This is a genomic window from Pseudoalteromonas sp. MB47 (assembly GCF_011319765.1).
Lineage (GTDB): Bacteria > Pseudomonadota > Gammaproteobacteria > Enterobacterales > Alteromonadaceae > Pseudoalteromonas > Pseudoalteromonas simplex.
The window spans coordinates 285,227-305,112 of the sequence record NZ_VFBD01000020.1 but is presented as its reverse complement, the minus strand read 5'-3'; the positions used below and the strand labels follow the sequence as shown (position 1 = coordinate 305,112).

25 protein-coding genes and 2 tRNA genes are annotated in these 19,886 nt (G+C 40.6%); 12 read left to right on the top strand and 15 right to left on the bottom strand.

Features of this window, described 5'->3' with window-relative positions; all coding sequences use genetic code 11:
• Nucleotides 1-50: 50 nt before the first annotated feature.
• Nucleotides 51-1,127 carry an energy transducer TonB gene (locus IMPJCBKJ_RS10985; RefSeq protein ID WP_166340301.1) on the top strand — a complete coding sequence of 359 codons (1,077 nt, stop codon included), beginning with the start codon at nucleotides 51-53 and terminating at the stop codon, nucleotides 1,125-1,127.
• A 4-nt stretch (nucleotides 1,128-1,131) separates the two neighbouring features.
• Here the strand turns inward: IMPJCBKJ_RS10985 and IMPJCBKJ_RS10980 are convergent, their stop codons facing one another.
• The gene (locus tag IMPJCBKJ_RS10980; RefSeq protein ID WP_054561617.1) at nucleotides 1,132-1,548 is read right to left on the bottom strand and encodes an MgtC/SapB family protein; all 417 of its coding nucleotides are present in this window, start codon (nucleotides 1,546-1,548) and stop codon (nucleotides 1,132-1,134) included.
• A gap of 227 nt (nucleotides 1,549-1,775) precedes the next feature.
• Between IMPJCBKJ_RS10980 and IMPJCBKJ_RS10975 the strand changes: the two genes are divergently transcribed.
• From IMPJCBKJ_RS10975 to IMPJCBKJ_RS10965, 3 genes are all read left to right on the top strand, one after another.
• Complete coding sequence (locus tag IMPJCBKJ_RS10975) at nucleotides 1,776-3,269, top strand: BCCT family transporter (protein WP_228482525.1); 1,494 nt, start codon at nucleotides 1,776-1,778, stop codon at nucleotides 3,267-3,269.
• 75 nt (nucleotides 3,270-3,344) lie between these two features.
• On the top strand, nucleotides 3,345-3,686 hold the full coding sequence (locus tag IMPJCBKJ_RS10970) for a hypothetical protein (RefSeq protein WP_166340299.1): 342 nt from the start codon (nucleotides 3,345-3,347) through the stop codon (nucleotides 3,684-3,686).
• Entirely contained in the window at nucleotides 3,676-3,984 is a 309-nt protein-coding gene (locus IMPJCBKJ_RS10965; protein WP_166340297.1) for a hypothetical protein, read from the top strand. The genes IMPJCBKJ_RS10970 and IMPJCBKJ_RS10965 overlap by 11 nt, the downstream gene beginning before the upstream one ends.
• 14 nt (nucleotides 3,985-3,998) lie before the next feature.
• Here IMPJCBKJ_RS10965 and fghA read toward each other — a convergent pair whose 3' ends face one another.
• Both fghA and IMPJCBKJ_RS10955 read right to left on the bottom strand, forming a co-directional pair.
• On the bottom strand, nucleotides 3,999-4,835 hold the full coding sequence (gene fghA / locus IMPJCBKJ_RS10960; RefSeq protein ID WP_166340295.1) for an S-formylglutathione hydrolase: 837 nt from the start codon (nucleotides 4,833-4,835) through the stop codon (nucleotides 3,999-4,001).
• Between the two features lie 54 nt (nucleotides 4,836-4,889).
• A complete protein-coding gene (locus tag IMPJCBKJ_RS10955) occupies nucleotides 4,890-6,011 on the bottom strand; it encodes an S-(hydroxymethyl)glutathione dehydrogenase/class III alcohol dehydrogenase (RefSeq protein WP_054551417.1) in 1,122 nt (373 codons plus the stop codon).
• Between the two features lie 110 nt (nucleotides 6,012-6,121).
• On the opposite strand from IMPJCBKJ_RS10955, the gene IMPJCBKJ_RS10950 reads away from it, so the two are divergent.
• The 6 genes from IMPJCBKJ_RS10950 (at nucleotide 6,122) to IMPJCBKJ_RS10925 (ending at nucleotide 11,335) form a co-directional block, all read left to right on the top strand.
• Entirely contained in the window at nucleotides 6,122-7,003 is an 882-nt protein-coding gene (locus tag IMPJCBKJ_RS10950) for a LysR family transcriptional regulator (protein ID WP_166340293.1), read from the top strand.
• A gap of 89 nt (nucleotides 7,004-7,092) precedes the next feature.
• Nucleotides 7,093-8,310 carry a lipoprotein-releasing ABC transporter permease subunit gene (locus tag IMPJCBKJ_RS10945; RefSeq protein ID WP_166340291.1) on the top strand — a complete coding sequence of 406 codons (1,218 nt, stop codon included), beginning with the start codon at nucleotides 7,093-7,095 and terminating at the stop codon, nucleotides 8,308-8,310.
• Nucleotides 8,303-9,001: a lipoprotein-releasing ABC transporter ATP-binding protein LolD gene (gene lolD, locus IMPJCBKJ_RS10940; protein ID WP_054561609.1), complete on the top strand. Its 699-nt coding sequence runs from the start codon at nucleotides 8,303-8,305 to the stop codon at nucleotides 8,999-9,001. The genes IMPJCBKJ_RS10945 and lolD overlap by 8 nt, the downstream gene beginning before the upstream one ends.
• Nucleotides 8,991-10,235 carry a lipoprotein-releasing ABC transporter permease subunit gene (locus IMPJCBKJ_RS10935; RefSeq protein ID WP_166340289.1) on the top strand — a complete coding sequence of 415 codons (1,245 nt, stop codon included), beginning with the start codon at nucleotides 8,991-8,993 and terminating at the stop codon, nucleotides 10,233-10,235. Before lolD ends, IMPJCBKJ_RS10935 begins: the two co-directional genes overlap by 11 nt.
• 9 nt (nucleotides 10,236-10,244) lie before the next feature.
• Nucleotides 10,245-10,775, top strand: a complete 531-nt coding sequence (locus IMPJCBKJ_RS10930; protein ID WP_166340287.1) for a DUF924 family protein — start codon at nucleotides 10,245-10,247, stop codon at nucleotides 10,773-10,775.
• A 113-nt stretch (nucleotides 10,776-10,888) separates the two neighbouring features.
• Entirely contained in the window at nucleotides 10,889-11,335 is a 447-nt protein-coding gene (locus IMPJCBKJ_RS10925) for a DUF4826 family protein (protein ID WP_166340285.1), read from the top strand.
• A gap of 68 nt (nucleotides 11,336-11,403) precedes the next feature.
• On the opposite strand, the gene IMPJCBKJ_RS10920 is transcribed toward IMPJCBKJ_RS10925, so the two are convergent.
• The 12 genes from IMPJCBKJ_RS10920 to IMPJCBKJ_RS10865 all read right to left on the bottom strand — a co-directional run bounded on the left by IMPJCBKJ_RS10920 (nucleotide 11,404) and on the right by IMPJCBKJ_RS10865 (nucleotide 19,385).
• Nucleotides 11,404-11,862 carry a GNAT family N-acetyltransferase gene (locus IMPJCBKJ_RS10920; RefSeq protein ID WP_138615853.1) on the bottom strand — a complete coding sequence of 153 codons (459 nt, stop codon included), beginning with the start codon at nucleotides 11,860-11,862 and terminating at the stop codon, nucleotides 11,404-11,406.
• Between the two features lie 12 nt (nucleotides 11,863-11,874).
• Nucleotides 11,875-13,020 (bottom strand): cupin domain-containing protein, encoded by a 1,146-nt coding sequence (locus IMPJCBKJ_RS10915; protein WP_166340283.1) that lies wholly within the window; start codon nucleotides 13,018-13,020, stop codon nucleotides 11,875-11,877.
• A gap of 73 nt (nucleotides 13,021-13,093) precedes the next feature.
• A complete protein-coding gene (gene purB / locus IMPJCBKJ_RS10910; RefSeq protein ID WP_166340281.1) occupies nucleotides 13,094-14,464 on the bottom strand; it encodes an adenylosuccinate lyase in 1,371 nt (456 codons plus the stop codon).
• Between the two features lie 33 nt (nucleotides 14,465-14,497).
• Nucleotides 14,498-15,100: a high frequency lysogenization protein HflD gene (gene hflD, locus IMPJCBKJ_RS10905; protein ID WP_054561602.1), complete on the bottom strand. Its 603-nt coding sequence runs from the start codon at nucleotides 15,098-15,100 to the stop codon at nucleotides 14,498-14,500.
• Nucleotides 15,100-16,200, bottom strand: a complete 1,101-nt coding sequence (gene mnmA, locus IMPJCBKJ_RS10900; RefSeq protein ID WP_119852693.1) for a tRNA 2-thiouridine(34) synthase MnmA — start codon at nucleotides 16,198-16,200, stop codon at nucleotides 15,100-15,102. The genes hflD and mnmA overlap by 1 nt, the downstream gene beginning before the upstream one ends.
• Nucleotides 16,201-16,287: 87 nt before the next feature.
• Nucleotides 16,288-16,722: an NUDIX hydrolase gene (locus IMPJCBKJ_RS10895; RefSeq protein ID WP_138600628.1), complete on the bottom strand. Its 435-nt coding sequence runs from the start codon at nucleotides 16,720-16,722 to the stop codon at nucleotides 16,288-16,290.
• A complete protein-coding gene (locus tag IMPJCBKJ_RS10890) occupies nucleotides 16,715-17,362 on the bottom strand; it encodes an rRNA large subunit pseudouridine synthase E (protein WP_138600630.1) in 648 nt (215 codons plus the stop codon). The genes IMPJCBKJ_RS10895 and IMPJCBKJ_RS10890 overlap by 8 nt, the downstream gene beginning before the upstream one ends.
• The gene (locus IMPJCBKJ_RS10885) at nucleotides 17,362-17,691 is read right to left on the bottom strand and encodes a TusE/DsrC/DsvC family sulfur relay protein (RefSeq protein ID WP_054551404.1); all 330 of its coding nucleotides are present in this window, start codon (nucleotides 17,689-17,691) and stop codon (nucleotides 17,362-17,364) included. Before IMPJCBKJ_RS10885 ends, IMPJCBKJ_RS10890 begins: the two co-directional genes overlap by 1 nt.
• Before the next feature lie 3 nt (nucleotides 17,692-17,694).
• Nucleotides 17,695-17,961 (bottom strand): DsrH/TusB family sulfur metabolism protein, encoded by a 267-nt coding sequence (locus tag IMPJCBKJ_RS10880; protein WP_138615845.1) that lies wholly within the window; start codon nucleotides 17,959-17,961, stop codon nucleotides 17,695-17,697.
• Entirely contained in the window at nucleotides 17,958-18,314 is a 357-nt protein-coding gene (tusC, locus tag IMPJCBKJ_RS10875; RefSeq protein WP_138600636.1) for a sulfurtransferase complex subunit TusC, read from the bottom strand. The genes IMPJCBKJ_RS10880 and tusC overlap by 4 nt, the downstream gene beginning before the upstream one ends.
• On the bottom strand, nucleotides 18,311-18,664 hold the full coding sequence (gene tusD, locus IMPJCBKJ_RS10870; RefSeq protein WP_166340279.1) for a sulfurtransferase complex subunit TusD: 354 nt from the start codon (nucleotides 18,662-18,664) through the stop codon (nucleotides 18,311-18,313). The genes tusC and tusD overlap by 4 nt, the downstream gene beginning before the upstream one ends.
• 55 nt (nucleotides 18,665-18,719) lie before the next feature.
• Complete coding sequence (locus tag IMPJCBKJ_RS10865) at nucleotides 18,720-19,385, bottom strand: Bax inhibitor-1/YccA family protein (protein WP_054551400.1); 666 nt, start codon at nucleotides 19,383-19,385, stop codon at nucleotides 18,720-18,722.
• Nucleotides 19,386-19,644: 259 nt separating this feature from the next.
• Here IMPJCBKJ_RS10865 and IMPJCBKJ_RS10860 point away from each other — a divergent pair.
• Both IMPJCBKJ_RS10860 and IMPJCBKJ_RS10855 read left to right on the top strand, forming a co-directional pair.
• Nucleotides 19,645-19,735 (top strand) — tRNA-Ser (locus IMPJCBKJ_RS10860).
• A gap of 41 nt (nucleotides 19,736-19,776) precedes the next feature.
• Nucleotides 19,777-19,867 (top strand) — tRNA-Ser (locus tag IMPJCBKJ_RS10855).
• Nucleotides 19,868-19,886 lie beyond the last annotated feature (19 nt).

The window sequence follows — 19,886 nt, the reverse complement described above, 5'->3', positions numbered from 1 at the left end:
CTTTTTTAGTGCTATAAATGTTCCTATCAAAGGGAATTGGAGCCATTATCATGATTAAATTCACTAAACTCGCAGCACTTTGTTCACTTATCGCATTACCAACACAGGCTTTAGCACGAGATGTCAACGACTTAGGTGTTGATTTACAGGCCGCCACATCAGCTTACATTGTTAAAAATTCAAACAAACGTTACCCAGGTAGTTATAACGGCTCTCGCCTTGAAGGTTGGGCATTAATGTCTTATGTGGTTGATACACATGGTAAGGCAAAAGATATTGAAGTGATCATGGCATCTGATACTCGCGGCAGCGAAGAAAACGCAGAGAAATACTTAACCAACTTAGAGTTTGCACCCGCTACAAAAGAAGGTAAAACCGTAGAAGGGGGTTACCTATTTTCATTTGAAGTAGGTAAGTATTTTAATGGTTACTCAAATGATAAAGCGAGCCGTGGTTTCATTAATGAATACGATGAAATCAATAAAATGCTACAAGCAAAAGAGTTTAATAAAGCTGAGCAAGCATTGGCTGAGTTATACAAAGACCATACTAAAAACACCTCTGAGCAGGCATTGTTTGCTTGGTTGAAAAGCCAATATTATTATCATCAACAACAATGGTTTGGCTTTGATGAGCAGTTGTCTGTAGCCTATTTACTGCGAGCTAAGTTGCCAACGGATATACAATATTTAGTCGCTAAAAGTGCGCTACAATGGTACAGCTTTAAGGGCGATTTTAATCTTGCTTACAATGCTATTTATGCGTTAGATAATATCGAGGGTAAACAGTTTTCAGAAGAAAACAAACTTGCCACCATCAAGCAAATTGATGACTTATTGGCGCGCACACCGCAGATTAATTCACAAATCAATGTTTCAAAAGATAAGCTGTCATATTTATCTTTATCTCGCGGTTCAATCAAAATTGAAGGCGCGAGCGATGTCACTAAATTACAGATCCGCTGTGCTGACCAAGTCGTTGACCTTGAAGCGAGTGAATCGGTTAAATACGTTATTGATGAGCAAAGCAGACGGTGCGGTTTATTAGTTAAATCTGCAAACCCTGCTGAGATTAAAGTGAAACAAACTGGCTATGCCATCGTTAACTCAAAATATGACGCTAGCTAATCGTTTACTTTAAGCGCTTAACATACCTTAGCGTTACGAAATTAATCAACGCCATTAAAAAAGCGATTTCGTAGCGACTAAATGCCACAGCAATGCCGATGAGTCCCATGTTCCAAATACTGGCTGCTGTGGCTGTTCCATACGTTGAATTCTTATTCTTCAAAATGGCACCACCGCCAATAAAACCAATACCCGTGATGATCCCTTCGAGTACTTTTGATTCTGCCTCTGAACTTGTTAAAACAGACATACCCACTAATGCATAACCACAAGATGCAACAGCGACTAATGGAAATGTTCTAAGACCTGCACCATTACTGGTTTTTTCTCGGTCAAATGCCATAGGAAGGGCAAGTAAGTAGGCAATGCCTAGGTGAATTAAATTATCGAGAATTTCATACCAATCAATATTAAAGTCCATGCTTTGTTCCTTGCTATAAAGATTATGATAGCTTTGCAATTTCAATACCCGATCAACAAATCACATAAAATGATGAAACTAGGGACATGTAGCCGGGTTTTTAAAAGCATGCCTTGCTATAATTTGCGATTTTTACGCAGTGCTATGTCATTTTTTCAGCCTTTTGGCTGTTTGAATTTAAGTCATGCTAACAGTATGCTAAACACGCTGACAAAATAGGCTTCACATTGAAACATTCCATCTCCTCTCTTGAAAAAACCGCGCTTGCACTGTGTATGTTTGGTGCACTGATTGCTGTGATTTTGCCTGATGTTATCACTGAGCAAGTTCAGCCGTTTGTACAAATGATTTTAAAATGGATTGGTAGTAGCTTTTTCTTATTGGTGAATTTTTTATTGTTTGCCATCATTATTTTAGCCATTAGCCCACTCGGTAGCCGTAAAGTAGGTGGCGAACACGCTGTTGTTGAGTATTCAAACTTTGGTTGGTTTGCCATGTTGTTTGCAGCAGGAATGGGATCTGGTTTGGTTTTTTGGGGCGTAGCAGAGCCTGCATTACATTCTCTCGACCCTCCACTTAAACAAAGCTTATACCCAGATAGACTAGCTAGTAGCCTCGCTTTAACCTTGGTTAATTGGGGCGCCCATGCTTGGGCACTTTATGCAGTATTTGCGCTCGTGCTTGGGGGATTAACGCAATACAGTGGTAAATCAGGAGATATTTGTGCCCCTGTTTTAACGGCGCTTGGTAATCGCTTTGATAAGTCTGCAAAATTTACTGTGTCGTTTATTGTTAAGTTAATTGCGGTAATCGCTATTTTTTTTGGGGTCGTCGGCACCATAGCTAATTCAACTTTATTGATAAGTAAAGGCGTAGAAATTGAGTTGGGGGTTACTTCAACTTTATTAGTAGGTTCATTAATCGTTTGTTTGTTAGCAGTTATTTATTCGCTGTCGGTTAAATTTGGATTACGACGCGGGGTACAGTCACTGAGTATATTTAACGTACTTTTAGCATTTAGTCTGCTTGTTTGGTTGCTACTAGTGGTGCCAATTGAGCCTATTATAAAGATTGCATTTGATGGAACTGGCTACTATTTACAGTTGCTTGCAACCGGCACTTGGCAATTTGATAGCCAGTTAAAAACGCCTGACTGGGCCACTCATTGGACATATAATTATTACTTTTGGTGGTTAGCGTGGGGGCCATTTGTTGGTGTGTTCCTAGCCAAAATTAGTCAGGGGCGCAAGGTTTGGCAATTTATTTTGGCGGTTGTGTGTATTCCAACTTTAGTCACTATAATTTGGTTTGCGACCTTTTCGGGGGCAGCAATTGAATGGGATAGACTCAATCAAGCAGGTATTTTAGTCGCAATAAAACAGGATTATAGCCAAGGCTTATTTGTATTTTTTAATCAACTAGACTGGCAAGGAACCGTGTTTATTTGGGCCAGCTTATTATTACTGTTGATATTTGTTGCCACATCCGCTGACTCTGCAATATTAGTCATAAGAGAACTGGTTAGCTCTGAGCAAAATAACCGCGTAACCCTCTATGCATGGTGTTTAGCATTATTCCTATGCAGCTTTGCATTATTAATGTTACAAGATGAGCCGTTAAATCGTAGCGTTGCAATTTTAGGCGCTTTACCTTTCTTATTAATATTTCTATTGCAGTTGGTTGGGTTTTTAAAAGAGTTTATTCGCGATATTTGTGATTAATCTACAGTTTTTTACAGTTAAACTACGCGTTTGTTATTATGCTTATAAAATAAGCTTAAGTGTATTGGAGGACCAATGCTTAAATCTCTGTATCTTTTACTTTCTGTTAGTTTGCTCAGTGGCTGTACTGCAATTGGCCTAGTTGCTGATGGTATTGGTGGGCGTGCTAGCCAAGCACAGCCTGCCAGTGCCTATGCAGATAAAAAAGATAATGACCGAGTGAACTATGGCATGACCATGACGATGCTAGGTTATGAAATCGACAAAGCGATTATTGAAGGCTTGGAGAGCGGTAGTAAAGACAAAGACGTTGAGCTTAAATGCCGCCAAATAAGTCGCACAGTAAAGGAATGTGTTGAGGTCAAAGCTGAGCCAAAAAAAAGACCTACATTAATGGATAGTTTTAATGAAGATTAACTTTTCAAAACTTGTTATTTGCTTAATTAGCTACCAATTAGTGGGGTGTACAGTGGCGGGGTCAATAGTCGATGGCTATGCAAAAAACTCACAACCAACAAATCTTGCAACTACAAATGCAAATCATACTAACAGTACTGTAACCGATGCCGACGGCTTTTCATTCGCAAAGTTAGGCTTCGAAATTGATAGCGCTGTTATTGGTTTACTCAAACCAAATGAAGAACAACCGCAATTAGTTTGCAGGCAAATCACACGCAGTATTAAAGAGTGTGAGGAAGCTAAGCCCTCACACTAAAAATTAAGTATTAATCACAGATACTTTTGATGAAACATTAGGTGTTCATCAATAAAGCTGCTGATAAAAAAGTAACTATGATCATAACCCGCGTGCATGTTAATTTCGGCTGGGTAATCTTTTTCGTTCACGACAGCAAATAAGTGCTCGGTTTTGAGTTGCTCAGCTAAGAAATTATCGGCCTCACCTTGATCAATACGCATGGGTAAATAATCATCAGTGACGGCATTTTTCATTAATTCACAGCTGTCGTATGCAAGCCAACTTGCTTTATTACTACCTAGGTAATTACTGAACGCTTTTTCACCCCAAGGGCAATTAATCGGGTTCACTATCGGGCTAAAAGCACTGGCGCTGACGTATTGTTTAGGGTTTTTAAGTGCAATCATCAATGCGCCGTGACCACCCATAGAATGACCGGCGATGGCTTTTTTGGTCGTCACAGGGAAGTGCGCTTCGATAAGTGCAGGTAACTCAGAAACAACATAGTCGTACATGTTGTAGTGCACATTGTAAGGCGCTTGAGTCGCATTGACATAAAAACCAGCACCTTGACCAAAATCGTAATTGTCATCATCAGGCACATTTTCACCGCGCGGGCTAGTATCTGGAGCGACAATCGCAATACCTAGTTCAGCCGCTTTTTTAAATGCTCCGGCTTTTTGCATAAAATTTTCATCAGTGCAGGTTAAACCTGACAACCAATACATGACGGGTACTTTGTTGGTTTCGCTGGCACCGGGCGGTAAAAAAATCGCAAAGCGCATAGCACAATGCGTGCTGCTCGCTTGGTGGGTATATTGTTTATGCCAGCCACCGCTGACTTTTGTTGAGCTTATGTTTTCTAGCATAACCATATCCTTGAAACAAAAGCGCTAGGTATCAACCTAGCGCCAAATAAAAGATTAATAATGAATAACTGAGCGGATGCTCTTACCTTCGTGCATTAAGTCGAAAGCTTCATTGATATCTTCAAGTTTCATGGTGTGTGTGATGAAATCATTTAAAGCAAACTCACCGTTCATATAACGCTCAACAATCTCAGGTAGTTCTGAGCGACCTTTAACGCCACCAAATGCACTACCGCGCCATACACGACCTGTTACTAGTTGGAATGGACGTGTTGAGATCTCTTGGCCTGCACCTGCAACACCAATGATTACCGATTCACCCCAACCTTTGTGACAACACTCAAGAGCAGAGCGCATTACATTAACATTACCGATACATTCAAATGAGAAATCAACACCGCCGTCAGTCATTTCAACGATAACCTCTTGGATTGGTTTGTCGAAGTCATTTGGATTGACTAAATCAGTTGCACCTAGTTTAGTCGCAAGATCAAACTTACTGGTATTGATATCAACACCAATAATACGGCTTGCGCCCGCCATTTTCGCACCGATTATCGCCGATAAACCGATACCGCCTAGACCAAAAATAGCAACGGTATCGCCTTTTTGAACTTTTGCTGTTTTAGTAACAGCACCCATGCCGGTTGTTACACCACAACCAAGTAAACAAATTTCTTCAAGCGGCGCTTCTTTGCTTACCTTAGCAAGTGAAATTTCAGGTAATACAGTGTACTCAGAGAAGGTAGAGCAACCCATGTAGTGATAAATTGGTTGACCATCTTTATAGAAACGCGTTGTTCCGTCAGGCATTAACCCTTTACCTTGCGTTTCACGTACCGCGGAGCATAAGTTTGTTTTGCCCGATTTACACATTTTACACTCGCCACATTCAGCAGTGTAAAGAGGAATAACATGATCGCCTACTTCAACATGTGTTACGCCTTCACCGATGGCTTCAACGATACCGCCACCTTCATGGCCAAGGATTGCTGGGAAAATACCTTCAGGGTCTTCACCAGATAAAGTAAATGCATCTGTGTGACAAACACCTGTAGCAACAATCTTTACCAGCACTTCGCCTTTTTTAGGCATCATTACATCCACTTCTTCAATTGATAGTGGTTGATTTGGACCCCAAGCGATAGCCGCTTTTGATTTGATAAAATCAGTCATAACGTTCCCTTATAGTTGTTGGAAGTAAGTATTAAACTTAGTCTATTTTATTTGTTTCTCAATGAATGATAATATTCGTTTTATTAAAACACTTTTACAGTATGGTAATAATGAGTCGTTGGCACGGAATTGATGAGTTTTTAGCGGTAGCAGAAACAGGCAGTTTTACAAAAGCAAGTAAGCTATTGGGTATGTCAGTGGCCCATGTAAGCCGCTATGTGAGCCAATTAGAAGAGCGATTAAACACCCAATTGCTAACCCGAACCACTCGTAAAGTGGTTCTAACGCAAGAGGGGCAGGTATTTGCGCATCAAACAAAACAATTACAGCATGCCATGGATGATGCTACGGCATTACTTGCAGAGCAGCAATTGACACCTAAAGGCAGTATAAAACTAACAGCTCCTGTTATGTACGGTGAAAGTTTTATCATGCCTGCGGTACATTCGTTTATGCAAAAGCACCCAGATATTGAAGTGATCAGCCATTTAAGTAATGAGCAAGTTAATCTATTAGAAGATGGGTATGATCTGGCTATTCGCCTCGGTCATTTAAAAGATTCATCTTTAAAAGCACGGCGCATTAGTCAGCGCAGGCTTGTTATTTGTTGTAGCCCTGAATATATCAATAAATTCGGCCAACCACACAGTGTCAGTGAATTACATCAGCACAATTGCCTTATTGGTAATAACAGTTACTGGCGGGTAAAAGAGCAGGGCCAAGATAAGCACATCAAAGTGGCTGGGCGTTTAGCCTGTAACAGTGGTTGGGCATTGGTTGACGCTGCTATCAAAGGGTTAGGCATCGTGCAATTACCAGATTACTATGTCAATGAACACTTAGCCGATGGCAGGTTGACTGCTGTTCTTTCGAATGTTGCACCTGAACCTGAAGGGGTGTGGGGGGTGTATCCACCAAGGCAGTTTATTGCAACCAATGTAAAAGCATTACTTGACCATTTGGTTGCTACTGTTCAAGTATCAGATTTATAATTATTTTTTACAATTTCGCGCATCCCATGCTAGCTAAATCTATGCTAACATGAGCGCATATTTAGCCCTTGGAATACCCATAATTTATTATGTTTCAACCTGTTAGCCTTTTTATAGGGCTGAGATATAGTCGCTCCTCAAAGGGCAATGCCTTTATCTCATTTATTTCATTTTTCTCTATCGCGGGCATTGCTATTGGTTTAATGGCCTTGTTTACAGTTAGTTCAGTAATGAATGGCTTTGAAAATAACCTTAAAACCAACATGCTAGGTTTAATTCCTCATATTGAAGTATCAGCCGAAGATAATTCGAAAGAAACCATGCTGCAGTTAAAGCAGCAACTAGCAAATTCTCAAGATGTTAAACAAGTTAACTTATACCGCCATGGCGAAGCCATTTTACAAACTAACCAAGATTTGCACGGCGTATTGTTACAAGGCCTTTATGATGAAGGAAGCTCCATCTATAACGTAAAAGATAAAATTGTTGCCGGCAATTGGTCACAAGTAATGGACAGCAACTACCATATTGCGATTAGCCGCTACTTGAGTCGAAAATTGGGTATTTCGCTTGGGGATAAAGTACGGGTGATCATGCCTAATGCCAGTTCATATACTCCCCTTGGTCGAGTACCTAGTCAGCGCTTGTTTACCGTTGCTGCACTTTATGAAACACAGTCAGAAATTGATATGTCATTGGCATTTACCAGTGGCTATTCGTTAGGCAGAGTTTTGAAACTAGCAAAGTCAGCAGCACCCAACTTGAGTGTATCGCTGTATGAACCATTTGCTGTTGAGCAAGTATTACAATCTCAGTTAGCTATTTTAAACGATTACAAAGTGACTGATTGGCGAGCTAGCCAAGGGACACTATTTGCCGCTGTGGCAATGGAAAAGCGTATTATGTCGATGTTACTTGGCTTAATCGTGCTCGTGGCAGTGTTTAATATCATTTCAGCATTAACCATGATGGTAAGCGAAAAACAAAGTGAAGTCGCTATTTTACAAACACTGGGTTTAACTCCGTTACAAGTGCAGCACGTGTTTATGATCCAAGGCTTATATAATGGCCTTATCGGTACCAGTATTGGTGCGTTACTTGGTGTGCTATTGAGTAGCAACATTAATGAATTATTGAATATGTTAGGCATCAATTTACTAGCGGGCGTGAGTTTACCCGTTAAATTTGATGTGATGAGTTTGAGTTTAATTGCCGCAGGGAGTATTGCAATGAGCTTTTTAGCTACCTTGTATCCTGCCAGAAAAGCTGCAAAAGTGAATCCAGCAGAGGTATTACGTTATGAGTGATTTAGTTATCAATTGTCAGCAGTTAAATAAAGTATATCAAGATGGCGATAACGAGGTTGCGGTATTAAAAGGGGTTGATTTAGCACTTAATCAAGGCGAAATGTTAGCCGTTGTAGGGAGCTCAGGCTCAGGAAAAAGTACTTTACTGCATATATTGGGTACCTTAGATAACGAAAGCTCAGGCAAGGTTGAAATTAAAGGCCAGCAAGTTTCTAAATTAAACCGTAAACAACAAGCCAGTTTCCGAAATGAAAATTTGGGCTTTATTTATCAATTCCACCATCTATTAATGGAATTTACTGCCATCGAAAATGTTGCAATGCCATTATTAATTAAAGGCTTAAGCGCAAAAGCGGCAACCGAAAAAGCCCGTAACATGCTAGATAAAGTTGGGTTATCTCATCGTAGCGAACATAAACCTTCGGCGTTATCAGGTGGTGAGAGGCAGCGGGTTGCAATCGCACGTGCATTAGTTACTGAGCCTGCTTTAGTGCTAGCCGATGAACCTACAGGTAACCTAGATAAACAAAACGCTATTAAAATTTACGATTTGATTAAAGAATTAAATACTAGCTTAAAAACCAGTTTTGTTGTGGTAACCCATGATTTAGAACTTGCAGATAAACTAGGCAAAATTGCCTATTTAGATGATGGTAAGCTTGCTATTAAAGAGTCTCAGCATGTTGCTTAGTGCCTTTATTTCTAAACGATTTCGTGCCCATAGTGGCCAAAAAGACGGACAAAACGGTTTTGTTAGCTTTATCGCTAAAGCATCGACAATCGGCATACTTTTAGGTGTCGCTGTGCTAATTGTTGCTTTGTCAGTGATTAATGGTTTTGAGCAGCAGCTAGTACATCGGCTTTTATCGGTTGTACCTCAGGTTGAATATGTTGCCCCTAACAAACCAATCAATAATTGGCAGTCAAAAGTTGCTCTACTACGCTCTCAAGCCGGTGTAACAGGTGCTGCGCCGTTTATAAGTGTTAACGGCATGGCACAATATAAAAGTGAGTTAAAAGCAGTTGAAGTGCGTGGTGTTAGCTCTGAATTTGAAAACCAAGTGTCGGCGTTAAACCAATTCACAGAAGGGCGCTTAGTTAGCCAGCTACAACAAGAAGATGTGCTTTTAGGGCAACAAATAGTCAACCGATTGGGCCTTAAAATTGGCGACCCAGTTACCTTATTAATCCCACAGATAAACCAGCAAAGTAACACTTTATTGGCTCCAAAGCGTGTTAGCTTGAATCTTGCGGGTATTATAAAAATGGGGGGGCCAATTGATGAAACAGCGGCTTTTATTCGCCTTGATAAAGCGCAAAGTGTACTTGGTTTCGATGAAAACCAAGTAACCGGTTTACGATTACAAGTAGCTGATGTGTTCGCAGCCCATCAAACGGCGATGCGTGTGGGGCAAGTTATACCAGATTATGTCTATGTCTCGAGTTGGTTTAGAACCCAGGGTAGCTTATATCAAGATATTCAAATGGTTCGCACGATTGTTTATATCGTGGTGTTTTTAATAATTGCGGTAGCGAGTTTTAATATTGTTTCGTCATTAGTGATGGAAGTACGTGAAAAACAGGCAAATATCGCAATTTTAAAAACCATGGGCGCACAAGATAGCACCATTTTAGCAACTTTTGTGATGCAAGGTTTTACACAAGCTTTAATCGGGGTAATTCTAGGCACGATTATCGGTGTGATGCTTGCGTTAAACATCAGTGAACTGTTCACTTGGGCAAGTAATTTATTTGGCGATAACCCGTTACAAGGGGTTTATTTTATTGAGTTTTTACCCAGTAAATTAGTTTGGCAAGATATCGTTATTACGGTGATTGTTACATTTGTTCTCGCTATTTTGGCAACCTTATATCCTGCGTGGCAAGCAACCCGTGTCGATCCTGCAAAAGTTCTTGGAAATTAAGGAAAGTTTATGGATAAGCAAAGGATTATCGATTTTTGGTTTGAGGAATTAGGCCCAGAAGCTTGGTATCAGCAATCTGATGAAGTTGATGCCTTGATTACGGTTAAGTTTTCACAATGCCTTTTACAGGTTATCGCTGGCGAGCATGCTAATTGGCGAGTTGACGCCCTTGGCTCTTTAGCTGAAATTATCGTGTTAGATCAGTTTTCACGCAATATTTACCGTAATACGGCGCAGGCTTTTAGCCAAGATCCACAAGCACTAAGCTTAGCGCAAAGAGCAATTGAACTTGGATTTGATAAAAAATTACCTAGCCATCAAGCTGCGTTTATTTATATGCCGTTTATGCACAGTGAATCGAAAGTTATTCATCAGCAAGCTGAGCAATTGTTTAAAGGCATGAGTAATTATGAATTTGAACTAAAGCACAAAGTGATTATTGATAGGTTTGGTCGCTACCCACATCGCAATAAGATTTTAGGTCGCGAATCAACTCCTGAAGAACTGCAATTTTTAACTGAGCCTAACTCTTCTTTCTAGGTTGATTGAATAGTACACAAGTAAATTTAAATGCTCTTTGATTGCCTGTAAACACTTGCACAGCGCCATTTTAAACCTTAAAGTGTCAGAAATGTTGTAAAAGAGTAACCACCATGGAACAAAAACAAGCAAGACCATTAACACCAGAAGAACAAGCTGAAGCGCAAAAACAAAGTGTTATTTGGCAAAGAGAATGTTTCGAAAATGCACAAAAGCATTTAGCTGAAAAAGGCGTTATTCCGCAAACTGTTGTAGAAAAAGAAAGCCGTTTTATTGCGCCATTAGTAGCTATTTGGAAATTTAAAGCACAAAACGGTAAGAGCTATTGGGTGATCACAGGTCGTTTACCAACTGATCACGCTGAAGCAAGTGCAGCAAACAATGCACGTGAAGTATTACGTTATTTCTCAATGCAGTGGCAAATGAAGGCTGATCAGCTAATGCAATCAGGTGCGGTAGATAAAACCAAAGCTGATTTTGCTAATCTGTTAATCAACCGTGCCCATGGCTTATATGAGTTATTTGAAAAAGAAGAAATGTGGCAAAACGAGCCAACATAACTAACTCTGCATACCTTCTAAGAAAAAAGCTGAATAATGTTATTCAGCTTTTTTGTTTTACATGTACCTTAATGCACCAAAGTGAATGGCCGCGTATCAAATTGCTTAATAGGGCAGAGCATTCGTTGCCTTGGAATACCAGCTTCCATAAACACTAAACCATCAGCCGAAAAACCATTTTGTTTGAATCTATCTACTTCATTCAATATGCAATTAATGCTGACACAATCACAGCCTTGCTTTTCAGCCAAATTAACTAAGTAATTCAATAATGATTTATAAACCGAACGATTACGGTGTTCTGGTAAAACTGCAATACGGCCGATAAGGCCATCATTACATAAACGCCCAGTAGCAACTGGGCGTTTACCTTCATCTGTAACGAGCACGTGATGTGCTATTTTATCTAGATGGTCAAACTCAATGTGTCTTGGGATATGTAGTTCATATACAAATACCCGCTCTCGGATTTGTTGTAAGAGTTCCTTGTCGATACTCCATTCAACTTCATCTATTTGATAGCCCATAAACACACACTCCTAACAAAACCAAATACCCTCATTTAAAAGTGTAGTAAAGGTTTTCAAGAAAATGTGATTATTTTTTGAACTATTTATGTCAGCAGCGGTCACCCATGTCTGATCGGTGAGCTTTGTTATTAATTCAAGGTCAGTTAAATCATGCATGTAATTAACACCATTAATACTTAAAAGTATTTTATCGTCAATTACTTGATAGATAGCGCGGGTACCACCTAAACGCTCAAAAACAACGTCTTCATCATTGAGTAAGTCATTTACGTCATCTAAAGTATATGGCTCTTCTAAAGGCGCTAAATCCATGTCATGCTTTGGCTGACTCATACTGTTACCAAGCCAAGTCTTGAATACTGCGTCATCATTAATTGCAGCAATCATAAGTTGTTTTACTTTTTCTGCTTCAGTTTGGTTAAGCTCACCTTTAGATGAGCGCAACTTAAGCTCTGCATCACCGTATCGTTGATTACCAAGCTCAGTATCGATAAGGTGATCGGCAAATTGTGATAATAAATCGCGTTGATTTGGCGCTCTAAAACCCACAGAGTAATTAAGTGCATTTTCAACTGCGTAACCTTCATGTGGGCAACCTGGTGGAATATAGAGAATATCTCCCGGCTCTAACACACAGTCGATCACGGCAGGAAATTGCTCAACTTGTAACAGGCTCTTATTTTGTGCAAATTGCTTTAAGTTCGCATCAGGTAAACCAACTCGCCAGTGGCGTTTACCTTCACCTTGAATAATAAACACGTCGTATTGATCTAAATGCGGGCCCACGCCACCACCCGGGGTAGAGTAGCTGATCATCAAGTCATCGATACGCCAGTTGGGAATAAAGCGAAATGGCTCCAATAGTTGCGCTGCATCGCTATGCCAATGGTCAACTGCTTGCACCAGTAATGTTGAGTGCTTTTCAGTTAGCAAGCTAAAGCCTTCAAAAGGACCATGGTATGCTTGCCAATCATCTGAGTGATTGGTCACAATACGTGATTCAATGCTTTCTTCCATGGCAAGACCGGCCAATTCTTCGGGCTCGATCGGATCTGCAAAATCCTTGAAGCCTTGCTTTATAAGTAATGGTTTTTTCTGCCAATACTCAGCTAAAAATTGCTCTTGGGTTAATGAGTTGATGGTTAATTGATACATAACATGACCTAAGCGAATTGATATAAAAAAAGCGAAAGGAAGGCCTTTCGCTTTTTTAAGTCTTAATTTGAATTTAAGCTAAGTTGTCGATGAACTCAACAGCACGACCAATGTAATTAGCCGGAGTTAATTTTTTCATTTCTACTTTTGCTTCTTCAGGTAACTCAAGGCCATCGATGAAATCAGCCATGATTTCTTGGTTTACGCGCTTACCACGAGTAAGGTCTTTAAGTTTTTCATATGGCTTTTCGATACCATATTTACGCATAACCGTTTGGATTGGCTCTGCTAGTAATTCCCAGTTTTGGTCTAGTTCTGCTAATAAACGCTCTTCGTTTACTTCAAGCTTGCTAACACCTTTTAATGTCGCTTGGTAAGCGATAAGTGTGTAGCCCATACCAACACCTAGGTTACGTAACACTGTTGAGTCAGTTAAGTCACGTTGCCAGCGAGAAACAGGTAGTTTTTGCGCAAGGTGAGTAAAGATAGCGTTAGCAATACCTAAGTTACCTTCAGAGTTTTCAAAATCAATCGGGTTTACTTTGTGAGGCATAGTTGATGAACCAATCTCACCTGCGATTGTTTTTTGTTTGAAGTGGTTTAGTGCAATGTAGCCCCAAACGTCACGGTCAAAATCAAGTAATACAGTGTTGAAACGTGCAACTGCATCGAATAACTCAGCAATGTAATCGTGTGGCTCGATTTGTGTTGTGAACGGGTTGAATGTTAAACCTAGGCTCGTTACGAACTGCTCAGCGTGGTTGTGCCAATCGTAATCTGGGTATGCACTCAGGTGAGCGTTGTAGTTACCTACAGCACCGTTGATTTTACCTAACATTTCTACGTTAGCAATTTGGTCACGTTGACGCTTTAAGCGCATGTAGACGTTTGCAAACTCTTTACCCATTGTCGAAGGGGTAGCTGGTTGACCGTGGGTACGTGTCATCATCGCAACTGACTTGTACTCAACTGCTTTTTCTTTTAATGCATTTAGAAGTTGGTCACAGTATGGAAGTAATACTTTGTCACGCGCTTCAGTAAGCATTAAACCGTGAGACAGGTTATTGATGTCTTCTGAAGTACATGCAAAGTGAATGAATTCGTTAACTGCGTTAAGCTCTGCGTTATCAGCTACTTTTTCTTTAAGTAGGTATTCAACTGCTTTTACGTCATGATTAGTTGTGCGCTCGATCTCTTTAACGCGTGCTGCATCCGCTTCGCTAAAGTTATCAACAATGGCATTAAGTAAAGCATTAGCCTCGTCGCTAAAAGCCGGTACTTCTTTGATTGCGCTAGCTGCAGATAAAGCTTGTAACCAACGAACTTCAACAGTTACACGGTATTTGATTAAACCAAATTCGCTGAAAATGCTGCGTAGTTCCGTGGTCTTGCTGCCATAGCGACCATCTACCGGAGAGATAGCGGTTAACGCTGAAAGCTCCATAATGACTCCTAAATTGTCTAGTTTGAACGATAATTAAATTGATTGTTTAGCAATGGCGAGGATTTTTCTTTTTGCAAAGAAAAAGTGACGGCGTTTACCGCCCATTTGTCGCCATAACACGGCACTACGAATTCCGGCCAATAATAGGGCACGAATTTTGTTTTGCGTGAGCTGCTGTTTTAATAACTCTGGCTTGCCATACACTTGAATACGATGCCCAAGGGGGCTTAGCACCGATGAGTAAATATCAGCAAGCGCTGCTACTACAGTATCATCTGTGATAGCAAAATGGTCGAGGCGACGTTTAACATCATCAATGCGACGACCTAATTCATTTAAACTGTTTTGTTTTGAACTTAATGCACGTTCTAATTGCATTAAACCACCCACATATTTTACGATTTCGACGTCTTTGTCGGCGCCAGCCGAAAGCTGTGCAATCAAAATGCGATAGCCTTCACGTAAATTATGCTTACCCTGATACACGTCTTCAGGGCTATTTGGTGATGTTTCAACAATACAGTTTAGTAATTTTTCTAATTCGTGATCACTGCCTTGGCCATATTGCGCAACTTTTTGTACTTGTTTAGCAACTTGACACATGGCAGCTAAAGCCATGACTTGGTGCTCTGTCATTATTTGATCACCGAATCAATAATGCCGCCACCTAAACAGACTTCGTCAGCGTAGAATACAGCTGATTGGCCCGGTGTCACTGCCTTTTGTGGCTCATCAAATAGTACGCGCGCCATACCATCTTCACCAACAAGTAAAGTACAGCTGATATCTTCTTGGCGATAGCGGGTTTTAACAGTGCAGCGTGTGGTCCCTTTCGGACCTTCGCGGTCAACCCAGTGCAGCTGGTTTGCATTTAAACCATTGCTGTACAGGCGAGGGTGGTCTTTACCTTGACCAACCACTAATACGTTACGCTCAACGTCTTTATCAACTACATACCAAGGTTCACCCGAACCTTCTTTCATGCCACCAATTAATAGACCTTTACGTTGACCAAGTGTGTGGTACATCAAGCCTTCGTGCTCACCCACTTCGTTGCCATCGGTATCTTCAATTTTACCTGGCTGTGCTGGTAAGAATTTTTGTAAGAAGTCTTTAAATTTACGCTCACCAATAAAACAAATACCAGTACTGTCTTTTTTATCGTGCGTAATTAAATCTTGCTCTTCAGCAATGCGGCGTACTTCAGGCTTAGCAATATCGCCAACAGGGAAAAGTGTTTGCGCAATATGCTCATGGCTTAAAGTGTATAAGAAATAGCTTTGATCTTTGTTGTCATCGAGGCCACGACACATTACAAATTTATCACCACGTTTTTCGCGGCGAACGTAGTGGCCAGTCGCGATGTAATCAGCCCCAAGTGCTTGTGCTGCAAATTCTAAAAATGCTTTGAATTTAATTTCTTTATTACACATGATGTCTGGGTTTGGCGTACGGCCTGCTTTGTACTCTGCTAAAAAGTACTCAAACACGTTGTCCCAGTATTCGGCTGCAAAATTTACAGTGTGAAGCTCAATACCTAGCTTGTCGCACACAGCTTGTGCGTCTTTTAGGTCTTCAGCTGCAGCGCAATATTCATCATTATCGTCTTCTTCCCAGTTTTTCATGAACAGGCCTTCAACTTGATAGCCTTGTTGCTTTAATAAATACGCTGATACAGAAGAATCAACACCGCCGGACATACCCACGATGACTTTAATGTGACTATTTTCGCTCATAATATTCGCTGTCATTTTTTAACTGCTATGGAAAGGCCGATATTATAGCATGCTTTTAGACGCCCAAACCAGCCAAAATCACAGCGCTTATTGGTAAATCAAACTAAGTGGGTAGGCTTTACCAGCTAAATGATCTTCAATGCATTTTAAAACCAGAGGGCTTCTAAGCGGCAGGCTTTTAATTTGCTCAAGGCTAAACCAATCTGCGCTGAGAATGTCATCATCTTTGGGAGATGGTTTAAACAGCTCTGGGCTATTAAAAGCAAAGCTAAAACGCATATAGTGAATGCCATTCGTGGCGTGTAAATTATAGATACCAACAAGGTGACTAGCATTTAGACTAATCCCTGTTTCTTCAATAAGTTCTCGATGAGCTGCTTCAGCTAAGGTTTCATTGGCTTCCAAATGCCCGGCAGGCTGGTTATAGCAAATCTCACCTGTGTGTTTATCGCGCTCTTTAACAAGTAAAAATTTTTCTTGGCATGTGACGATGGCGGCCACTGTGACATTGGGTTTATGCATCTGGGTTGTTCACTACTTTAAATTGACCACTGTCTAAGCCATCAAGGGTATAGTTACCAATGCTGTAACGAATTAATCGCAAAGTAGGGAAGCCAACATGCGCTGTCATACGGCGAACTTGGCGATTACGCCCCTCAGTGATAGAGATTTCTAACCAGCTGGTTGGAATGTTTTTACGCTCGCGAACGGGCGGGGTACGCGGCCAAATTGACGGCTCGTCAATACGCCTAACTTTGGCAGGCTTGGTCATGCCATCTTTAAGCTCTACACCTTTGTTAAGTGCAAAGATAGCCTCATCAGTCACATCGCCTTCTACTTGCACCCAATAAGTTTTAGCTGTTTTTTTATTGGGTTCAGTAAGTGTGTGTTGTAATTTACCGCAGTTGGTAAGGAGCAACAGTCCTTCGCTATCTCTGTCTAGGCGTCCTGCTGCATACACGTCTTTAATAGTAATAAAGTCGGCAAGCGTTTTGCGGTTTTGGTCATCGGTAAATTGGCAAAGCACATCAAATGGTTTGTTCAATAGCACCACTTTGCGCTGCTCTGGGCTAATTGCCTTTTTAACTTGGCGTTTTTGAGTAGGTCTTGAATAAGTACGACCGCTACTACGACGTGGTTTGCTATTGGCTTTGTTAACCATTAAATGCACCTAGCCGGTTTAGGTAAACCTGCAATTTTAGTCGCTTGCTTAGCGGGGCCTTTAGGGAATAGCTTATACAAGTACATGCTATTTCCTTTTTCTTCACCTAGCTTTTGGGCCATTGCTTTGACCAGCATGCGTATTGCCGGGCTGGTGTTGTACTCTACGTAAAAATCACGCACAAAATGCACAACTTCCCAGTGCTGCTCACTTAAGGTAATGTTCTCTTGCTCAGCAATAATAGGTGCAAGCTCTTCACACCAATCGTTTGAATCAAGTAAATAGCCTTGTTTGTCTGTTTCTATCTGTTTGTCATTAAATTCAAGCATGGTTTACCAAGTAATCGTGTTTTTTGCGTTTAAAGTCATTTCTACAAACTGCGCGTAGTTTATTGCGATATCGCCTTGATTAAATGAAATATCACGGGCTGCAGCGTCTTCTTCAAGTAAATGAATTGCTGCAGAGAACTGCTTAAACTGCATGTTGTTATAACAAGCATCACTAACAAGTAGCACTGTATCTTCTGAAGAAATTAAATTGGCCAACATATTATTGCAGTAGTGCGATAAAGGTTTTGAAAAAATATGCAAGGTACTCATAGTGTCACCACCTGATGTTGCTGGCTAATTAATTCACGCTGTTGCTCAAAGTTAGCTACTTTAACATCAATAATTAAGCTTTCTTGTGTGAGGTTAAAATCCATCAACGACTTTTCACATACATATATATTTTCAACATCGTATAATTCAAGCGTTTTAATGGTTTTAAAATAGTTTTTAATGCCAAGTTGCTCTGGCTGCTGGTTTTTCTTCAAAGCTAAAACAGCTTCACCACTGAGTAGCCAACTAATGTTTTGTTCAATAGCAGCAAAAATTAGTGTGGTGTCGAGTGATTCACGAATATGTTGATCATCAAATGGGCCATGCTGGCTGATCACTAAAATGTTTTTCATTTAAATTGCACCCATTTATCCGCTTCACTGACAAGCATCGCAAATTCTGCAAGCCCAGCGACGTTAAACACGCTTGTGTTATCGATATCTAAGCCTCGTTTTTCAGCAGCAGTGACACATAGCAGTAGGGGGACCTCTTGCTGACTCAACGACTGCCACAAACGATTAATTGGCAGCTCGTCACTGGCAAGTTCTAAATGGTTACTTGCGTGGTATACACCTGCTTGATAAAGAAAGATAGCTGCAATTGAGTGACCAGAGTCAAGACAGGCCTGTGCAAATTTAATTAGCCGTTGAGTTGTGTCGTGATCGGTCGGCGCGGTATGAAGAGAAAGTACAAATTGTGCCAAAACGCATCCAATAAAAAAGCCCCTAGAAAGGGGCTATTTTAGCAGAACTATTTAATTAGTCATCACTTGCACCAAGTAGGTGAAGAAGAGACGTAAATAAATTATATACGTTCAGGTATAAAGCAACAGTTGCGCGGATGTAGTTGGTCTCACCGCCATTAATAATACGGCTAGTGTCAAATAAGATTAAACCAGACATAATTAGCACAACTGCAGCATTGATAACCATAAAGGTGATTGAGCTGCCGATGAATAAGTTAACTAGGCTTGCAATAATCACTACGATTAAACCCACAGTTAAAAAGCCACCCATAAATGAGAAGTCTTTTTTCGTGGTAAGTGCATAAGCAGACAAACCAAAGAAGATTAACGCAGTAGAGCCTAACGCTTGCATAATGAGCATAGGGCCATTTGGCATTGCAGCATAGTAGTTAAGCATTGGACCGAGTCCTGCGCCCATCAAACCTGTGAATACAAACACCCAAGCAACACCTGATGCACTGTCTGCCTTTTTGTGAACAACAAAAAGCACACCAAGTGAAATCAAGCTAAAAACTATCCCCATAAAATAAGGTAGATTCATTGCCATTGAGATACCTGCTGTCACTGCGCTAAATGCCAGTGTCATTGCCAGTAAGAAATAGGTATTTTTTAAAACTTTATTGGTTTCAATAGTCGACATTACTGGTCTTGCAGTATTGTACGATTGATTAAACGCCATTGTCAGAGCTCCTTTAAATGAACTTATACGTTCGTTAGTTCCAATTATTAAACTGAACTAAGCCTATCAAGAGTTATATATTTGGGCAAACTATTGTGGATCAATAGACAAGATAAATAATTGAAAAGTTCAATGTTGCGCACAATCTAAACATTATTGTACTAATGCTGAGCAAATTAATTGTTTTTTAATCACTTAAACAGTTTTTTTGAAAAAAAGCTTCACAAACACGGCTGCCTTATCTATTATGCACGCCGTCGGAGAGATGGCAGAGTGGTCGAATGCACCGGTCTTGAAAACCGGCAGGGGTTTGTAGCCCCTCTAGGGTTCAAATCCCTATCTCTCCACCATTATTTTTACTACTGGCGTAAGCGGGTAGGTTTTCGCATTCGGAGAGATGGCAGAGTGGTCGAATGCACCGGTCTTGAAAACCGGCAGGGGTTTGTAGCCCCTCTAGGGTTCAAATCCCTATCTCTCCACCATCATTGAAGCCGCTGAATT